The sequence below is a fragment of the Streptomyces sp. NBC_00247 genome (genome assembly GCF_036188265.1).
In the GTDB taxonomy this organism is placed as follows: Bacteria; Actinomycetota; Actinomycetes; order Streptomycetales; family Streptomycetaceae; genus Streptomyces.
On record NZ_CP108093.1, the window covers coordinates 773,679 to 789,381 of the forward strand.

Sequence of the window (15,703 nt, forward strand, 5' to 3'; positions counted from 1 at the left end):
CGCCATGGCCGTCAGCCCGTCGCCGCGGAGCGCGAGCGGGTCACCCGGTAGGCGTTGGCCTGCCGTCCGGTGACGAGGGCGCGGGCGCGGTCGCGGCCGGCGCGGACGTCGGCGGGCCGCTGCTCCTCGGGCAACGTGTGGAAGGCGTCGTAGTGCTCCTTGCTCTCCCACTGGGCGTAGTTGACGACGAAGGTTCCGTCCAGGCCGCGGAAGTAGGTGTGCGAGCGGTAGCCGGGCACCGTCTTGATCCACTCGTCGGGCACGGCCAGGGTGTCGAGGAGTTCTCGCTGGTCCTCCGGCCGGGTGTCGAGCACGATGAGCACGGTGTGGTCGTCCCGGTCGGGCGAGAACTCGATGGGGCCCCGCAACGCGGGGTGATGCTGACTGAAGGCGAGCTCCGTCTTCAACTGCCTCACGGTGCGGGAGAGTTTGTGGAAGAGGGGCACGGTCTTCTGCTGGAACTTCTGGCCTTCGTAGCGGGCCTGGAGATCGGCGGCGCTGCGCCACTGGATGAAGTTGGCGGTGCCCGGGGAGTCCACGCCCGCGTGCAGCGTCGAGGAGATCCAGCCGGGGTAATCGGCGTTGTCGACGATGTCCCGCATGGCTTCGAGGACTTCGTCCTGGAGCTCCGGGGTCTCCGTCTCGAAGACGTTGAAGAGGGTCAGGTAGTGGTCGTCGGGCGTGATGAGGGGCATGGTCGTTCCTCCGTGAGCAAGTGATCGGATGTGCGGCGGGTGCGGAGTCCGGCCGCGGCGGGCCTGTCCGCGTCGGCCGGTGGACCTGAGCGGGCAGGGTCGGTGGGGCGGGGGTACGGGGAGGTGGGGCGTCAGGCGGCCGGGAACCACCGGGTGAGCGCGTCGTGGAACTCCTTCTGGTGCGTGTCGGTGTGGGCGCCGGCCAGGACGACGTGGCCGTCGGGGCGCACCAGGGTCCAGCCGCCGTCCTCTCCCCCACCGGTTTCTCCCGGCGCGAAGACGGGGACGGTCCTGCCCCCGAGGCCGGGGGGCGTGCCCCGGCCGAGGAGGAGACCCCGCCCGGCCCGCAGCACCTGGGTGCTGGTGGCGGGGGCGCCTCCCGCGGCCGCCAGCGGTACGACCGGCAGCCTGGTGCCGAGCAGCGGGTGCGGCGGACCGCCGACCGGGTAGCGGACGTCGAGTCCGCCGACGGCGGCGGCCAGACGCGCGCGGACGGGCGCGTGGGCGACGAGTTCGCGGATCAGAGTGCGCACCGCGTCGACCTCGGGTCCGCCCAGCAGGAGGAGTGCCTGTGCCTCGATGGAGGCGAGGGCCCGCGCGCCCACGGCGTGGCGTTCGTCGTGGTAGGTGTCGAGCAGGCCGGGGTGGGCGCGGCCGGTGACCTCGGCGGCCAGTTTCCAGCCGAGGTTGAAGGCGTCCTGGAGGCCCAGATTCAGTGCCTGGCCGCCGATCGGCATCTGCCGGTGGGCCGCGTCCCCCGCGAACAGCACCCGCCCGTGCCGGTAGCGGGCGAGCTGCCGGGACGCGTCGCCGAAGGCGTTCACCCACAACGGCACGCCCGTGCTCACGTCCTCGCCGGTGACTCGCTTCCACGCCTCGGACACCTCGGCGAACGCCGGTGCGCCGGTGCGCGTCCGGACCGGCGCACCGTGCGGGTGGACCATCAGCCGGGTCACGCCGTCGGGCCGCCGGGCGGCGATGGCCAGGCCGTCCGGCAGCCGCTCGAACCGGCGGTCGGGCACGTCGATGCCGTCGACGTCGGCGCGCACCATCTCGCGCCGCGCGTCGTGGCCGGGGAAGTCCGCCCCCACCAGCCGCCTGACCGTGCTGTCCTCGCCGTCGCAGGCGACGAGGTGGTCGGCCCGGATCCGCACGGGGCCGCGGGGTCCGAGCGCCTCGGCCTCCACGTGCCCGGCGTTCCGGGTGACGGCCCGTACCTCGTGGCCGCGCCTGATGTCGGCGCCGAGCCCGGCGGCCCAGTCGCCCAGCAGCCGCTCGGTGGCGGCCTGGGGAACCTTCCACTGGCCCGGGTGGCTGCCGGGCAGGCCGAGGTCGAGCGGGATGCCGGCGAAATGGCCGCGGAGGTCGTTCGGCGGGGCGGGGATCGTCTCCAGCAGTCCACGGCTGTCCAGGATCTCCATGGTGCGGGCGTGCAGCGTCGTGGCCCGCGACTCGGTGAGGGGTCCGGTGCGCCGTTCCAGTACGACGACCCGCGCCCCGCCGAGGCGCAGTTCCCCGGCGAGCAGCAGCCCGACGGGACCGGCTCCGACGACCACCACCTGGGTGTCCGGACGGTCGTGAACCATGTCAGCCCTGCTCCCCTGCGAGGTTCTCGGCGTACGCCCTGGCGTGCCCGAGGGTGGCGAGGCTGTTGGTGGACAGGGCGGAGTGCACATAGGCACGGGCGTCGGACACGCCGGCGTCGGGGCCGAGCACCGCAGGGATGTTCTCGGTGTTCAGGGTGACGGTGTGCTGGGAGGAGGCGACCGTGCCGTCGGGCCCCTCGTCGAAGGTCCAGACGCCGGTGTGCAGGGTCAGTAGGGCGGGCAGGGTGACCTGCTTGTAGACGATGCGCCGGTGCGGGAACGTCACCCGGTACGACTTCGTGGTGTGGGTGGAGCCGTCCTTGGCGCGGGTGTCCATCTCCAGCGTCTGGAGTCCGGGGGCGTCTTCGGTGAGCCGCACGGTGGCCACGTGCGGCAGCCGCTCCTCCCAACGGTCGGCCTGGTCGATGAAGTCGAAGAGGTCCTTCGCGGCCCCCGCGACCTGGACGCTGTCGGTGAACGAGAACGTCAGCTCCTCGGCCGCGTGGGCCGCCTCGACGTTGATCTTGAGGGCGGCGAGCTCGGAGCGGCTGTTGCGGTCGACGGCGTCGTCGATCCAGGCGAGTCCGGCGGGATCGTCGTCGACGGCGCGGTAGTCGTGCAGCAGCCGCACCCGTGCCCTGTCCCCGTCGAGCGGCTCGACGATCCAGGTGCCGCCCATGGCGGCGACCGGCGGGGCGCTGATCTCCTGCCGGAAGGTGATGCGCAGGGCTTCCGGGTCCAGGGTGCGGCGCGAGGTCCAGTTCTTGGCCTCTCCGCCTGCGCCGGCGGTGGCCCAGATCCGGATGCGCTCCTCACCCTCGCTCCGCTCCACCTGGTCGACGTGGATCGTCGGCGGGAAGATGCGCGGCCAGTTCACCACCTCGGCCAACAGGCGGTAGACCGCCGGTGCGGGGGCGTCGACGGCGATCTCGTGCTCGACCTCACGGGTCGTCATGGTCACTGCTCCTCAGGTTCGGGGGCTGGGCTTCGCGGAGGGGTCCTGCGGTCGGCCCGGGTCCGGGCTTCGCGGGTGGGCCCGGGGACCGGGTTTCGCGGCGGTCAGAAGTTGCCGAGGCCGCCGCAGACGTTCAGCGCCTGGGCCGTGATGGAACCGGCGGGGTCGGAGGCGAGGTAGCCGACCAGACCGGCGACCTCCTCGGGGGTGGAGTACCGGCCGAGCGGGATCTTGGCCTGGAACTTCGCCAGGATCGCGTCCTCGGTGGTGTCCCACGCCTCGGCGTATCCGTGCCGGACCCGCTGGGCCATCGGCGTCTCGACGTATCCGGGGCAGACCGCGTTGACGGTGATCCCGCTGGGCGCCAGTTCGTTGCCGAGGGCTTTGGTGAAGCCGACGACGCCGTGTTTGGAGGCGGAGTAGGGGGCTCCGAGGACCACACCCTGCTTTCCGGCGGTCGACGCGATGTTGATGATGCGACCGCGGTCCTTGTGGCGGAGGCCGCCGGTGGTGAGGACCTCGCGGGTGACCCGGAAGACGCTGGTCAGATTGGTCTCGATGACGTCCTCCCAGAGTTCGTCGGCGATGTCGGCGGTGACGCCGCCGCCGGACCGGCCGGCGTTGTTGACCAGCACGTCGACGGTGCCGAACCGGTCGACGGCGGCCTGTACGAACTCCCGTACGGCGTCGGCGTCCCGGACGTCGACGACGGCTCCGGCGACGGTCAGCCCCTCGGCGGCGAGTTCCTTGACGGTGGACTCGACGTTCCCTGCGTCGCGGGCGCCGATGAAGACCCGGTGGCCCTGAGCGCCGAGCAGTCGGGCGACGGCGAGTCCGATACCGCTGGTGGCTCCCGTGACGAGGGCGACGCGGCCTGCCTCGCTGGTGGTGGCGGTCATGGTGGATGGTCCTCTCAGCAGGTGGCGGACGTCAGGAAGTGGCGTCAGGAAGTGGCGGACGTCAGGAGGTGGCGTCAGGAAGTGGCGGACGTCAGGAAGTGGCGTCAGGAGGTGGCGGAGGCGGACAGCAGTTCGTTGACGACCTTGATGAGCGCGCGCGGCGTGGTGGTGTCGGTCAGCGCGTCGTCGTCGAGCGTCACGCCGTACTCGCGTTCGATGCTTCCGCCGGTCTCCAGAAGCGCCAGCGACTCGTAACCGAGGGACCCGAAATCGGTGTCCAGGACGGCGTCGTGGAAGTCGGTGCGCTCTTCGGCGCCGGCGGCCTCCCGGAGGATCCGTTCGAGGTCGGTGAGGGTGAACTCTGCGGCAGGCATGGGGAGTCCTCAAGTGGTCGGGTCAGTGGGCGGGGCGGGGCTCGGCGGGGGCGCGCAGCACGACGGCGGAGTTGAATCCACCGTGGCCGCGGGCCAGCACGAGCGCGGTGCGCAGTGCGGCCGGGCGGGGCCGGTCGACGACGAGGTCGAGCGGGTGGCCGGGCGAAGGCCGCACGTTCACGGCGGCGGGGATCAACCCGTCGCGCAGCGCCAGCAGGGCGGCGGCCACGTCGAGCGGGGCACCGCCCGAGTAGAGCCGGCCGGTCATGGTCTTGGGCACGCTGACCGGCACGCGGCGCTCCCCGAAGACGGCGGTGATCGCCTCGGCCTCGGCCTGGTCGAGTCCGGGGTCGGCCGCGCCGTCGGCGAAGACGACGTCGATGCCTTCCGGGTCCGACGAGGCGTCCTCCAGCGCGAGTTCGATGGCCTTGCGCAGACCGGGCGGGCGTCCGGAACCGGGCTTCGGGTCGAAGGTGGAGCCGTATCCGGCGATCTCCCCGTAGTGGCGGGCGCCGCGTTCCGTGGCGGCTTCCGCGTCCTCCAGGATGAGGATCGCGCCGCCCTCGCCGGGCACGTGCCCCCGGGCGTCCGGGTCGAAGGGCAGATAGGCGCGGCTCGGTTCCTCGCTGGTGCTGAGCCGGCCGCTCGCGAGCTGTGCGACCCAGCCCCAGGGGCAGAGGGAGGCGTCGATTCCGCCGGAGACGACGAGCCGGGTGCCCTTGCGGATCTGGCGGCGGGCCTGGGCCACGGCGTCGAGTCCGCCGGCCTGGTCCCCGACGACGACCCCGCTCGGCCCCTTCATGCCGTTGCGGATGGAGATCTGTCCGCTGTTGACGGCGTAGAACCAGGCGAAGGACTGGTAGGCGGAGACGAACTTGCTGCCCTGGCTCCACAGTTTGCGCAGCTCGTTCTGGCCGAACTCGAAGCCTCCGGAGGCGCTCGCGGTGACCACGCCCATGTCGAACGCGTCGAGCTCTTCGGGGCGCACCCCGGCGTCGGCGAGCGCCCAGTCGGCGGCGGCGAGGGCGATCCTGGTCATCCGGTCGGTCTGCGGGATGAGGCGGCTCGGCAGGTGGTCCTCGGCGGTGAAGCCGGGTACCTCGCCGGCGAGCCTCGCCGGGTAGCGGGACGGGTCGAAGCGGGTGAGCCGGCCGATGCCGCTCTTCCCGCCGCGGGTGGCCGCCCAGTAGTCCTTGGTACCGAGGCCGTTGGGCGAGGCGATGCCGAGGCCGGTGACGACGACGGAGGAGGGAGTGGTCACGCCGCTCTCCTCTCCGGGTCGGCCAGCACCATCGCGCTCTGGAACCCGCCGAACCCGCTGCCGACGGTGAGCACCGCGTCGGTGAGCTGCTCCCGTGCGTGCAGCGGCACGTAGTCGAGATCGCACTCGGGGTCGGGGGTGTGCAGGTTCGCGGTGGGCGGGACCACGTCGTGCTCCATGGCGAGAACGGACGCCGCGATCTCGATGGAACCGATCGCTCCCAGGGAGTGGCCCACCATGGACTTGATCGAGCTGACCGGCGTCCGGTAGGCGTGGTCGCCGAGGCTCTTCTTGAACGCGGCCGTCTCGTGCCGGTCGTTCTGCTTGGTGCCCGAGCCGTGCGCGTTGATGTAGTCGATCGACTCCACGGGCAGCCGCGCCTCGTCCAGCGCGACCCGGATCGCCTCGGCCATCTCGGCGCCGTCGGGGCGCAGTCCGGTCATGTGGTAGGCGTTCGAGCGCGTGGCGTAGCCGGCGATCTCGGCGTAGATGTGCGCTCCTCGGCGGCGGGCGCTCTCCAGCTCCTCGATCACGAACACGGCGGCGCCCTCCCCCAGAACGAATCCGTTGCGGGTGCCGTCGAACGGGCGGGAGGCGTGCGCGGGGTCGTCGTGGCGGGGTGTGGTGGCCTTGATGGCGTCGAAGCAGGCCATGGTGATCGGGGAGATCGGTGCGTCCGACGAACCCGCGACCATCACGTCCGCGCTGCCTTCGCGGATCAGTTCGGCGGCGTAGCCGACGGAGTCGATGCCGGAGGTGCAGCCGGTGGAGACCACGGTGCTGGGGCCTTCCGCGCCGATGGCCCAGGCCACCTCGGCGGCGAACGAGCTGGGGACGAGGTGACCGTAGAGGTGGGGCGCGGCGTACCGGTGGTCGACGAGGTCGAGCCGCCCGCCGTCGCTGACGACGCGGTACTCCTCGTCCAGTCCCATGGTCGCGCCGACGGCGCTGCCGACGGAGACGCCGATCCGGTACGGGTCGAGCTCGCCGGTGGCGATGCCGCTGTCGGCGACCGCTCCGCGCGCGGCGACGACCGCGAACTGCGCGGCGCGGTCCATCCGCCGGACCTCCTGGGGCGTCAGCCCGTGTTCGTACGGGTCGAAGTCGATCTCGGCGGCGACGCGGGAGCGGAACGGCGCGGGGTCGAAGAAGGTGATGCCCCGGGTCGCGGTGCGGCCCTCGCTGAGCAGGCTCCAGAAGTCCTTGACGCCTACCCCGCCGGGTGCGAGCACCTCGACGCCGGTGATGACGACGCGGCGCTCGCTCACGCGGACGCCTCCCACGTGTAGAAGCGCTTGGCCATCGCGTCGGCCGGGGAGCGCCAGGTCGCGGGGTCGTACGCCTCGATGAACGGTTTGAGGTCCTCGCTGATGCCGAGGAAGCGGGGGTCGGTCTTGGCCTCCTCGATCAGGGCGCCGCCGTTGTCCTCGTCGAAGTCCTGGAGGTGGAAGTACAGGCCTCGGTAGGAGAACAACTGGCGTCGGCGGGTGCCCATCCGGTGCGGCATTCCGGTGGCGTCGAACTCGGTGAACAACCGGGCGACGTCGGCGCTCGCGCCTGGTTCCATCCGTGCCACGATCAGCGTGCTGTGCATCACTCACTCCTGGTTCATGTTGCGTTCATGACATGACTGCGGCGTGGCGCGCCCGCTGCGGGACCTTCCGGCGCTGCCTGCGCGGACGATGCGCACGCACGGACGCGCCCGGACGGGCGGGAAGGGTCGCGGCCCTGAGAACGGGCCGCTCGGGTCAGCCGGTGGGCCGACAGCGCGCGACGACGGGACCGCGGACGCCGGCTTCGGCGGCGGCCGGTGCCCCGGGCGCGGGGTCGACGGACGAAGAGGCCCCCACGGCGGCGGGCACGCCACGAACCACGCGAACAGCGGCTGTCGGCGCCTCGTGGACGGGGCCGGCCGGACGGACGGGCGGCCGTGCGGCGCGGCCGGGCCGCGGCGTGCGCCCGACGGCCGAGCCGTCCGCGCACCCCGTTCCCGCCCACTCCCACGAACCGCCCGTCACAGGTTCCACCGGACTTCGCCCACCTCTCCAGGACACGCCACCAGGCCGTGACCTCAAGGTTCGACGGTCGCGGAGACGCGGACAAGGCGGTGCGGTTCAGGGAATCGTCAGTTACGTCAGAGGCAGCACACCGACGTCAGATCCCAGCGGACCAATGACAGGAAAGGGTCCGGGGAGGGATGCGAAACGCGGGACGGACGGGAGACACGCCACAGTGCGCGCCCCTCCTCCGCGGCCGGCGCGCGATCACCGACCAGGCCGCGTCCCGCCAACTCTCGCGCAGAGAGGACAAGTTGGCGCGGGCCCACCGCGACCCGGCCTTCCGTCCGCTGCGGAAGGCCGTCAACTCCGAGGCGTAGGGCCCCGGCAGGGTGCAGGTGGCAGCAGGCGTGACGCACGCCGCACAGACATTTCTCCCGCCGACGGCCCGCCGCCGATGCCGCCGACTGAGCGGCGGCATCGGCGGCTTCGGCGGAGCGCACACGGAGATCGGGCCGTTGCCGTCGTGCATCCCCGGCGGCAACGGCCCGATCATGCCCCGGCCTTCTCCCGGACGCCGCAGGCCTACAGCGAGGGCGTGGCGGACGCTTCCGCACAGGGGTACTGGGCCCTGATCTGAGTTTCGGTCATCACCTCGCTCCGATGAGTCATGTACTCGTCGGGGCCCAGGGTCGCCGACCGAAGCCGTCCAAGGTCCACCGCCCCCTCCTCGCTGGTGGATCCGAAAGCCTCAGGGGTGTACCGCGCCAGGACGTAGTACATGTTGGGAAGCGCTCGGGCCAACGGCTTCCGCTCCGTGGCGAAGCTCCGCGCACTGCCCACCGTGAAGGCGCCCTCCCGCGCCTCCTGCGTCCTTGGACCGGTGGCCTCCCACAGGGTCACGAACCGTCCCCGCGACCCTCACCCTTCACTCTCACCGCCACCTCGACCGACTGGATCGAGACCCCGGGGCAGACAGGCATGACGACTACCAGTTCACCGTTCTCCATCCGGTATCCGGTTTCAGCGGGGTCCGGGGGCGTTGTCGTACACGCCGTCGACAGAATCGTCGCGCTGAGAACGAGCACCAACGCACGTACATGCCGGTCGGGTCCGCCAGCGTCACGGGGTTGTTCTCGGCGTACGAGTACCCGTTGAGCGATGGGGGTTTGCCCGTCTCCAACAGCGGGTCCGCGCTGAGGAAGCGCCCTGTGGCCGGGTCGAACTCACGGGCCCCGATGCGCGATTGGGCTCGTCTGTGATCTTCAGGACGTTGCCCGCGTCGTCGTACGTGTAGGTGAGGCCCTGGGGTTTGCAGGGCGCCGTCTGCGGGGTGGTGACGTAGGAGCGGAGCAGTCGGTCGGTGCCCGGTTCGTAGTCGAAGTTGAGGTCGGTCTTCTTGCTGCCCGTGGCGGACGACACGGCGAGGCTCAGCAGTTGGGGCTGCCCCTGCGCGCTGTAGCTCGCGCTCTGCAGATAGCCGGAGGTGCCGGAGTAGACGGACGTGGGCTGGCCCGTCGCGGTGTACTTCGTCTGGATCGTCTCGGCGGGAAGTCCCCCGGCCGCGGGTTCCGTGGTGGACGCCACTGTGCCGTCGGGGTTGTAGGCCGTGTCGGAGGTGTACGTGGCCGCGGCGGATTTCGACGTGACGAGCGGGTCCGAGGCCGCGAGGGAAATCTGTGACCTGGTCGCCCGGTAGAGGTTGTCGTAGCTGACGACGGTACGGCTGTAACTCCTCACACCGCGTACTCCAACGGGAGGGGAGTCAACGATCGATCGGACACCCTCGTCAAGGAGTGGCCTGACTTCCACCAGAGGTTTGTCGGCGATCACCCCCGAAGAACAACCTGTATGCCGAGATTCGCACCTCGCCCCATCCACCTCCGCTCACTACGGAGTGCCACCGGGGCGGCGAGGTCATCCTCTCGACACCTCCACCAAATCCCTCAGATCATCCGATCTTCGCACCCATTCGGAACCCGTCCTCCCGGTTCCAATACCACCAGCGACAACGTATCGAAGTGACACGCATCACACAGTAAACACATGGGTTTCGGCCACCCGAACCGAAAGCGAACAGACAGCGCAGGGGAAGCGAACAGAGGAACGGGCCTTCGTCGTGCATCCCCACGACGACGACCCGTTCTCCGTCAACGGCACCTTCCGGTACTTCGGTTGGGCAACGCCCCCTCTGCCTTTCGGCGGGTTCACCGGCATACAGCTGACCTTCTCCCCGCGCGGGCCGGAGCCCGGAAGACGTCCGGGTTCCGGGCGCGCGGGAGGTGATCACCGGCTGCTGGCCGGCCGGGGTGTCCGGGGTTGATCCACCGGGCCCCCTCAGGGCAACAGGGGTCCAGGTCCGGCCGCGGAGACTTCCACGGCCTCCGTCTTCGGGTTGCGGCGCTGGCGCTTGGCCATCCAGGTGGCGAACCACGAGAGGAGCATGCACATCCCGATGTAGATGGGGGAGATCACCATCACGACCGGGATGAACGGCAGGTCGTAGTCGAGGTTCGAGGCGATGAGCTTCCCCGCGTGCAGGAACTCCTCGTAGGTGATCAGGTATCCGAGCGAGGTGTCCTTCAGGGCCACCACGAGCTGGCTGATGATGGTCGGCATCATGGCGCGTACCGCCTGGGGCGCGAGCACGGAGGCCGTGACCTGCGTCTTGCGCATCCCCAGCGCGTACGCCGCCTCCCGCTGGCCGCGCTCCACGGAGTTGATGCCGGTACGGAACACCTCGGCGAGTACCGACCCGTTGTAGAGGGTCAGTCCGGCGACCAGCGCGGGCAGCGGCTGGACCTTCAGCGCCACGAAGATGAAGAAGATCATCACCAGCACGGGCATGGCCCGGAAGAACTCGACCAGCAGGGTGGCGATCCAGCGGACCGGCCGGTGCACGGAGAGCCGGCCGACGGCCAGGACCGCGCCGAGTGCCAGCGAGAGCACCGCCGCGTACCCGAACGCCTTGAGGGTGTTGCCCAGGCCCCGCAGCAGCAGCTCCTGGATTCCCTTGTAGGTGAAGGGGTTCCACTTGGCGGCGGCGAACTGGCCGGTGTCGATCAGGAGATAGACGATCCAGCCGACGAGGGCGGCCACCAGGATCGTGGCGGCGACGCCGTAGAGGAAGTGCCGCTTGCGGGCTTCGGGGCCCGGGATGTCGTAGAGCGCGGTGGCGGCGGGCACGGCGTGGGTGGTCATCGCGTCACTCCCCAGCGCTTCTCCAGCACGGTGAAGAGCGCGCTGATGGACAGGGTGATGATGAGGTAGCCGACGGCGATCCAGACGAAGGTCCAGATGATGCTGTAGCCGAGCTCGTTGAGGGTCTTGTAGGTGCCGAGCAGCTCGGTGACGCTGAAGGCGCCGGCGATGGCCGAGTTCTTGGCGAGCGCGATGAGTGTGGAGCCGACCGGCGGGATCACGGAGCGGAACGCCTGCGGCAGCACCACCGTGTTCAGCGTCTGCCCGAAGGACATTCCGAGGCTCCGGGCCGCCTCCCCCTGGCCGGTGGGCACGGTGTTGATGCCGGAGCGCAGTACCTCGCAGATGAACGCCGAGGTGTAGCAGCCGAGCGCCAGGACGGCGAAGACGTCGAACGGCAGGACGAGGCCGAAGCGCGGCAGGCCGAGGAGGACGGCGAAGAACAGCAGGGTGAGCGGGGTGTTGCGCAGCACCGTCACCCAGACGGTGCCGACGAGCCGGAGCGAGCCGACCGGCGCGACCCGGAACGAGGCCATGACGAAGCCGAGCACCAGGGCCAGGAGCGAGGCGAAGACCGTGAGTTCGAGGGTGCCGAGGAACCCTTTGCCGTAGAGCGAGAAGTTCTCTGTCAGTACGTCCATGGTGGCCGGTCCCTCAGTTCGCCGGGTAGCGGTCGATGGGCGGCGGCGTCGGCGCAGGGACTCCGGACAGCCCCAGCGTCGCTTCGAACGCCTTCCTCCAGTTGCCGTTCTTCTCGTTCTCCTCCAACGCGTCGTTGATCGCGGACCGCAGGGCGTTGTCGCTGCGCGGCACGCCGATGCCGTACGGCTCCTCGGAGAAGGGCTTGCCGACGACCTTCATCTCGTCCGGCGCCTTCGCCGCGAAGCCGAGCAGGATCGCGTCGTCCGTGGTGACGACGTCGACCTGGTAGGTCAGCAGGTTGTCGACGCAGATGGAGTACGTGTCGTAGGCGACCAGGTCCGCCTTCGGGTAGTCGGCGGCGATGCGCTGGTAGGGGGTGGACCCGGCGGCCGAGCAGACCGTCTTGCCGGCCAGGTCCTCGGGACCGTGGATGTCGTTCTCGTCGGTGCGCACCAGCAGCCCCTGTCCGGCCATGAAGTACGGGCCGGCGAATCCGACGAGCTTCTTGCGCATGTCGTTGATGGTGTAGGTGCCGACGTAGTAGTCGATCTGGCCGTTCTGCAGGGCGGTTTCGCGGTTGGCCGAGGCGATGGTCTTGAACTGGATCTCCTTCGGACCGAAGCCGAGATAGGCCGCCACCATCGTGGCGATCTCGATGTCGAAGCCGGAGTAGATCCCGGTGGCCGGGTCCTTCTCGCCGAGGTAGGGCTGGTCCTCCTTGGCGCCGATGACCAGCCGTCCGCGCCGTTCGGCCGCGGTCCAGGTCTTCGACGCGGGGAGCCGGAAGCCGGTGTTCACCGTGTAGTGCGGCAACGCGTCGGCCTTGGGTCCCTTGACCGGCGGGCTGCCCTCCTTGCCGCACCCGGCGGCGAGCGTCGCCAGCACAAGGCCGACCAGCAGTGCGGTGATCTTCTTCGTACGCAACGCGGAGCCTCCCGTCAGTGCTTGAGGATCTTGGACAGGAAGTCCTTGGCGCGGTCGCTCTCGGGCGCGGTGAAGAAGTCCTCCGGAGTGCGGTCCTCGACGATGAGTCCGTCCGCCATGAAGACGACCCGGTTCGCGGCGGAACGGGCGAAGCCCATCTCGTGGGTGACGACGACCATGGTCATTCCGTCCCGCGCCAGCTGCCGCATGACCTCCAGCACCTCGTTGATCATCTCCGGGTCGAGCGCCGAGGTGGGCTCGTCGAAGAGGAGGGCCTTGGGGTCCATGGCGAGTGCGCGGGCGATGGCCACGCGCTGCTGCTGTCCTCCGGAGAGCTGCGCGGGGAACTTGTCGGCGTGCGCGGCGAGCCCCACGCGCTCCAGTAGTTCCCTGGAACGGGCGTCGGCCACCTGCTTCTTCCGCCCGCGCACCTTCATCTGCGCGAGGGAGACGTTGGCCAGCACGGTCTTGTGCGCGAACAGGTTGAACGACTGGAAGACCATGCCGACTTCGGCCCTGAGCCGCGCCAGTCCCTTGCCCTCCTCGGGGAGCGGCTTCCCGTCGATGGTGATCCGGCCCGACTCGATCGTCTCCAGCCGGTTGATCGCACGGCAGAGCGTGGATTTCCCGGAGCCGGAGGGGCCGATGACCACCACCACCTCCCCGCGGCCGACGGTGAGATTGATGTCCCGCAGAACGTGCAACTCTCCGAAGTGCTTGTTGACGTCCCGCAGATCGATCAACGGATCGACGGCCATACGCTGCCCTGCCCATGTGTCGCTGTGTGTCGGCTCAGCGGAAACTATCCGCATGGGTAAGGGACTTCACGCCCGACACGCAAACAGGGCAAAAGGCTGTTTATCTAGGTGGTCTCCGGCGGACCGGAGGCCGGACACCACCCGGACGTCATTCCTCGGCCGCCTCCGCGTACACCTGGGACAGCTCGGGACTGCCGTAGACCGCCCAGTCCAGGCCCGCCCCGACGACGTCGATCTCCCGCCCGGAGGCCAGCAGCACGACGGGCTGCCCGCTCGGCCAGATGTCCCACCGGGCGCCCGGCACGGTCCGTACGAGCACGGTGCCGAGGTAGAGGCCCGCGTCGTTCCCCATCCACGGCACCTCCTCCGGATCGTCGCGCCAGCGCGGCGGCAGCTGGTCGAGCGCGGTCAACGAGCCCGGGGTGTCGTCCAGTTCGAGGCCGCCGCTCTCCGCGCGGACGCGCAGCAGCTCGCACTCCGCGAGAACTTCCGCGAGGCCGGCGGGGTCGGTCGCCGCGGTCTCCGCCAGCGTCACCGCGCGCGTACCGCCTTGACGCTTGCGCCAGTTGTCCAAGAAGGGGATGTTCACCCCACAAGGGTCGCACTTTCGTCCCCCCGTACGCCACAGGGCGCGCGCCACGCGACAAGGGCGTGGCACCCGGCCCGGGAGGGGCACCGGCCGCTCCGTAAGCTGCCGGGATGAGCACACAGGACTATCTCTCCGGACTCTTCTCCCTGGAAGGCAGGACCGCCCTCGTCACCGGGGGCAGCTCCGGCATCGGCCGGGCGATCACGGAGGCGCTCGCCCGCGCGGGTGCCGAGGTGACCGTCGTGGCCCGCCGCGAGGCCGAACTGAAGGCGACCGTGGACGAGTTGACCGAGGCAGGCTGCCGCGCCGGCTGGGTGAGCGCGGACCTCGCCACGACCGAAGGGGTCCGGCGGGCGGCCGACGCCGCGGTCGCGCGGTCCGGGGAACCGGACATCGTGGTGAACTGCGCCGGGATCAACCTGCGTCCGCCGATGGGCGAGCTGGGCGAGGACGTCTGGGACACCACGATGGCGATCAACCTCAAGGCCCCTTATCTGCTCGGCGAGCGGTTCGGGCCGGGGATGGCGGAGCGCGGGTACGGGAGGCTCATCCACATCTCCTCGCAGCAGGCGCACCGCGCCTTCGTGAACAGCGGGGCGTACGGCGTCTCCAAGGGCGGACTGGAGTCGCTGGCCCGGTCCCAGGCGGAGGCGTGGTCGCGGCACGGGGTCACGGCGAACACCCTCGTCCCCGGCTTCGTGATGACCCCGCTGAACGCCCGGCTCTCCTCGGACCCGGAGAAGGTGGCGGCGCTGGCCGCCCGCACCATGGTGGGGCGCAACGGGCTGGCCGAGGACTTCGCCGCCGCCGCGGTGTTCCTGGCCGGTCCCGGCTCGGCGTACGTGACCGGGCAGTCGCTCTTCGTGGACGGCGGGCTCTCCGTCCACTGAGGCGGGTGCTCGGGTGCTCGGATGGTCGGGTGCTCGGATGGTCGGGTGCTCGGATGGTCGGGTGCTCGGATGGTCGGGTGCTCGGATGGTCGCGGGGGCGTCCACCGTGCGAACACCCCCGCGAGCGGGTCAGGCGCCGGGCCGGTTCCGGGTGGCCCCGGTGGCGGCCGCGACCATGGCTTCAGCGGCTGCGGACGCGTGCTGCTTGTCGATCCCGAGGCCGGTGAGCACCCCGTCGCCGCCCTCGTGCTCCAGCAGGGCCAGCAGGATGTGCTCGGTTCCCACGTAGGCGTGGCCCAGCCTGAGGGCCTCGCGGAAGGTGAGCTCCAGGACCTTGCGGGAGCCGGCGTCGTACGGGATCAGCTCGGGAACCTCGTCGGCGGCGGGCGGGAGCACGGCGAGGGCCGCGGCGCGCACGGCTTCCGGGGTGACGCCCCGCGCCGCGATCACCCGGGCGCCGACACCTTCGGTGTCGGCGACGAGGCCGAGCACCAGGTGCGCGGGAAGGACCTCGGTGTTCCCGGCGAGGTGGGCCTCGTTGTGGGCGGCGACCGCGACGTTCCGGGCCCGGGGGGTGAACCGGGCGAAGCCCTCGTTGGGGTCCGGCTCCGCGGACTCGTCCGGCTTCTTCGGGACGAAGCGCTTCTGCGCGGCCTGCCGGGTCACCCCCATGCTCCTGCCGATGTCGGTCCAGGAGGCGCCCGAGCGGCGGGCCTGGTCCACGAAGTGGCCGATGAGGTGGTCCGCGACGTCACCGAGGTGGTCGGCCGCGACGACCGCGCCGGAGAGCTGCTCCAGGGTGTCCGCGTGGGACTTCTTGATGGCCTCGATGAGGTCGTCGAGGCGCACGGGCGGGTTCACTGATGCCGGTTGCGTCATATGTCAACCTTAAGTTGACACTCCGGAGAGTGTCAACCTTCGGTTGTCAGTCG

Annotated in this window: 18 protein-coding genes; 1 reads left to right on the plus strand and 17 read right to left on the minus strand. The window is 70.6% G+C overall.

Annotated elements, in window-relative coordinates; all coding sequences use genetic code 11:
- Positions 1–11: 11 nt before the first annotated feature.
- The 16 genes from OHT52_RS02995 to OHT52_RS03070 all read right to left on the minus strand — a co-directional run bounded on the left by OHT52_RS02995 (position 12) and on the right by OHT52_RS03070 (position 13,881).
- Entirely contained in the window at positions 12–695 is a 684-nt protein-coding gene (locus OHT52_RS02995) for an antibiotic biosynthesis monooxygenase family protein (RefSeq protein ID WP_328718546.1), read from the minus strand.
- Positions 696–826: 131 nt separating this feature from the next.
- On the minus strand, positions 827–2,281 hold the full coding sequence (locus OHT52_RS03000; protein ID WP_328718547.1) for an FAD-dependent monooxygenase: 1,455 nt from the start codon (positions 2,279–2,281) through the stop codon (positions 827–829).
- 1 nt (position 2,282) lies between these two features.
- Positions 2,283–3,236, minus strand: coding sequence for an aromatase/cyclase (locus OHT52_RS03005; RefSeq protein WP_328718548.1), 954 nt, complete (start codon positions 3,234–3,236; stop codon positions 2,283–2,285).
- Positions 3,237–3,340: 104 nt separating this feature from the next.
- The gene (fabG, locus tag OHT52_RS03010) at positions 3,341–4,135 is read right to left on the minus strand and encodes a 3-oxoacyl-ACP reductase FabG (RefSeq protein WP_328718549.1); all 795 of its coding nucleotides are present in this window, start codon (positions 4,133–4,135) and stop codon (positions 3,341–3,343) included.
- 104 nt (positions 4,136–4,239) lie between these two features.
- Positions 4,240–4,509 (minus strand): phosphopantetheine-binding protein, encoded by a 270-nt coding sequence (locus tag OHT52_RS03015; protein WP_328718550.1) that lies wholly within the window; start codon positions 4,507–4,509, stop codon positions 4,240–4,242.
- Between the two features lie 22 nt (positions 4,510–4,531).
- The gene (locus tag OHT52_RS03020; protein ID WP_328718551.1) at positions 4,532–5,770 is read right to left on the minus strand and encodes a ketosynthase chain-length factor; all 1,239 of its coding nucleotides are present in this window, start codon (positions 5,768–5,770) and stop codon (positions 4,532–4,534) included.
- A complete protein-coding gene (locus OHT52_RS03025) occupies positions 5,767–7,038 on the minus strand; it encodes a beta-ketoacyl-[acyl-carrier-protein] synthase family protein (protein ID WP_328718552.1) in 1,272 nt (423 codons plus the stop codon). Before OHT52_RS03025 ends, OHT52_RS03020 begins: the two co-directional genes overlap by 4 nt.
- Complete coding sequence (locus OHT52_RS03030) at positions 7,035–7,364, minus strand: TcmI family type II polyketide cyclase (protein ID WP_328718553.1); 330 nt, start codon at positions 7,362–7,364, stop codon at positions 7,035–7,037. Before OHT52_RS03030 ends, OHT52_RS03025 begins: the two co-directional genes overlap by 4 nt.
- A 988-nt stretch (positions 7,365–8,352) precedes the next feature.
- On the minus strand, positions 8,353–8,670 hold the full coding sequence (locus OHT52_RS03035; protein WP_328718554.1) for a hypothetical protein: 318 nt from the start codon (positions 8,668–8,670) through the stop codon (positions 8,353–8,355).
- Between the two features lie 85 nt (positions 8,671–8,755).
- Positions 8,756–9,007: an RHS repeat-associated core domain-containing protein gene (locus OHT52_RS03040; RefSeq protein WP_328723593.1), complete on the minus strand. Its 252-nt coding sequence runs from the start codon at positions 9,005–9,007 to the stop codon at positions 8,756–8,758.
- Entirely contained in the window at positions 8,890–9,507 is a 618-nt protein-coding gene (locus OHT52_RS03045; RefSeq protein ID WP_328718555.1) for a hypothetical protein, read from the minus strand. Before OHT52_RS03045 ends, OHT52_RS03040 begins: the two co-directional genes overlap by 118 nt.
- A gap of 597 nt (positions 9,508–10,104) precedes the next feature.
- On the minus strand, positions 10,105–10,968 hold the full coding sequence (locus tag OHT52_RS03050) for an amino acid ABC transporter permease (protein ID WP_328718556.1): 864 nt from the start codon (positions 10,966–10,968) through the stop codon (positions 10,105–10,107).
- Positions 10,965–11,609, minus strand: a complete 645-nt coding sequence (locus tag OHT52_RS03055) for an amino acid ABC transporter permease (protein ID WP_328718557.1) — start codon at positions 11,607–11,609, stop codon at positions 10,965–10,967. Before OHT52_RS03055 ends, OHT52_RS03050 begins: the two co-directional genes overlap by 4 nt.
- A 13-nt stretch (positions 11,610–11,622) precedes the next feature.
- Positions 11,623–12,534: a glutamate ABC transporter substrate-binding protein gene (locus tag OHT52_RS03060; RefSeq protein WP_328718558.1), complete on the minus strand. Its 912-nt coding sequence runs from the start codon at positions 12,532–12,534 to the stop codon at positions 11,623–11,625.
- A 14-nt stretch (positions 12,535–12,548) separates the two neighbouring features.
- Entirely contained in the window at positions 12,549–13,292 is a 744-nt protein-coding gene (locus OHT52_RS03065) for an amino acid ABC transporter ATP-binding protein (protein WP_328718559.1), read from the minus strand.
- A 148-nt stretch (positions 13,293–13,440) separates the two neighbouring features.
- On the minus strand, positions 13,441–13,881 hold the full coding sequence (locus OHT52_RS03070; RefSeq protein ID WP_328718560.1) for a DUF6278 family protein: 441 nt from the start codon (positions 13,879–13,881) through the stop codon (positions 13,441–13,443).
- 110 nt (positions 13,882–13,991) lie between these two features.
- Here OHT52_RS03070 and OHT52_RS03075 point away from each other — a divergent pair, with 110 nt between their 5' ends.
- Positions 13,992–14,771, plus strand: a complete 780-nt coding sequence (locus tag OHT52_RS03075; protein ID WP_328718561.1) for an SDR family NAD(P)-dependent oxidoreductase — start codon at positions 13,992–13,994, stop codon at positions 14,769–14,771.
- Positions 14,772–14,900: 129 nt separating this feature from the next.
- On the opposite strand, the gene OHT52_RS03080 is transcribed toward OHT52_RS03075, so the two are convergent.
- Complete coding sequence (locus OHT52_RS03080; RefSeq protein ID WP_328718562.1) at positions 14,901–15,650, minus strand: Clp protease N-terminal domain-containing protein; 750 nt, start codon at positions 15,648–15,650, stop codon at positions 14,901–14,903.
- Positions 15,651–15,703 lie beyond the last annotated feature (53 nt).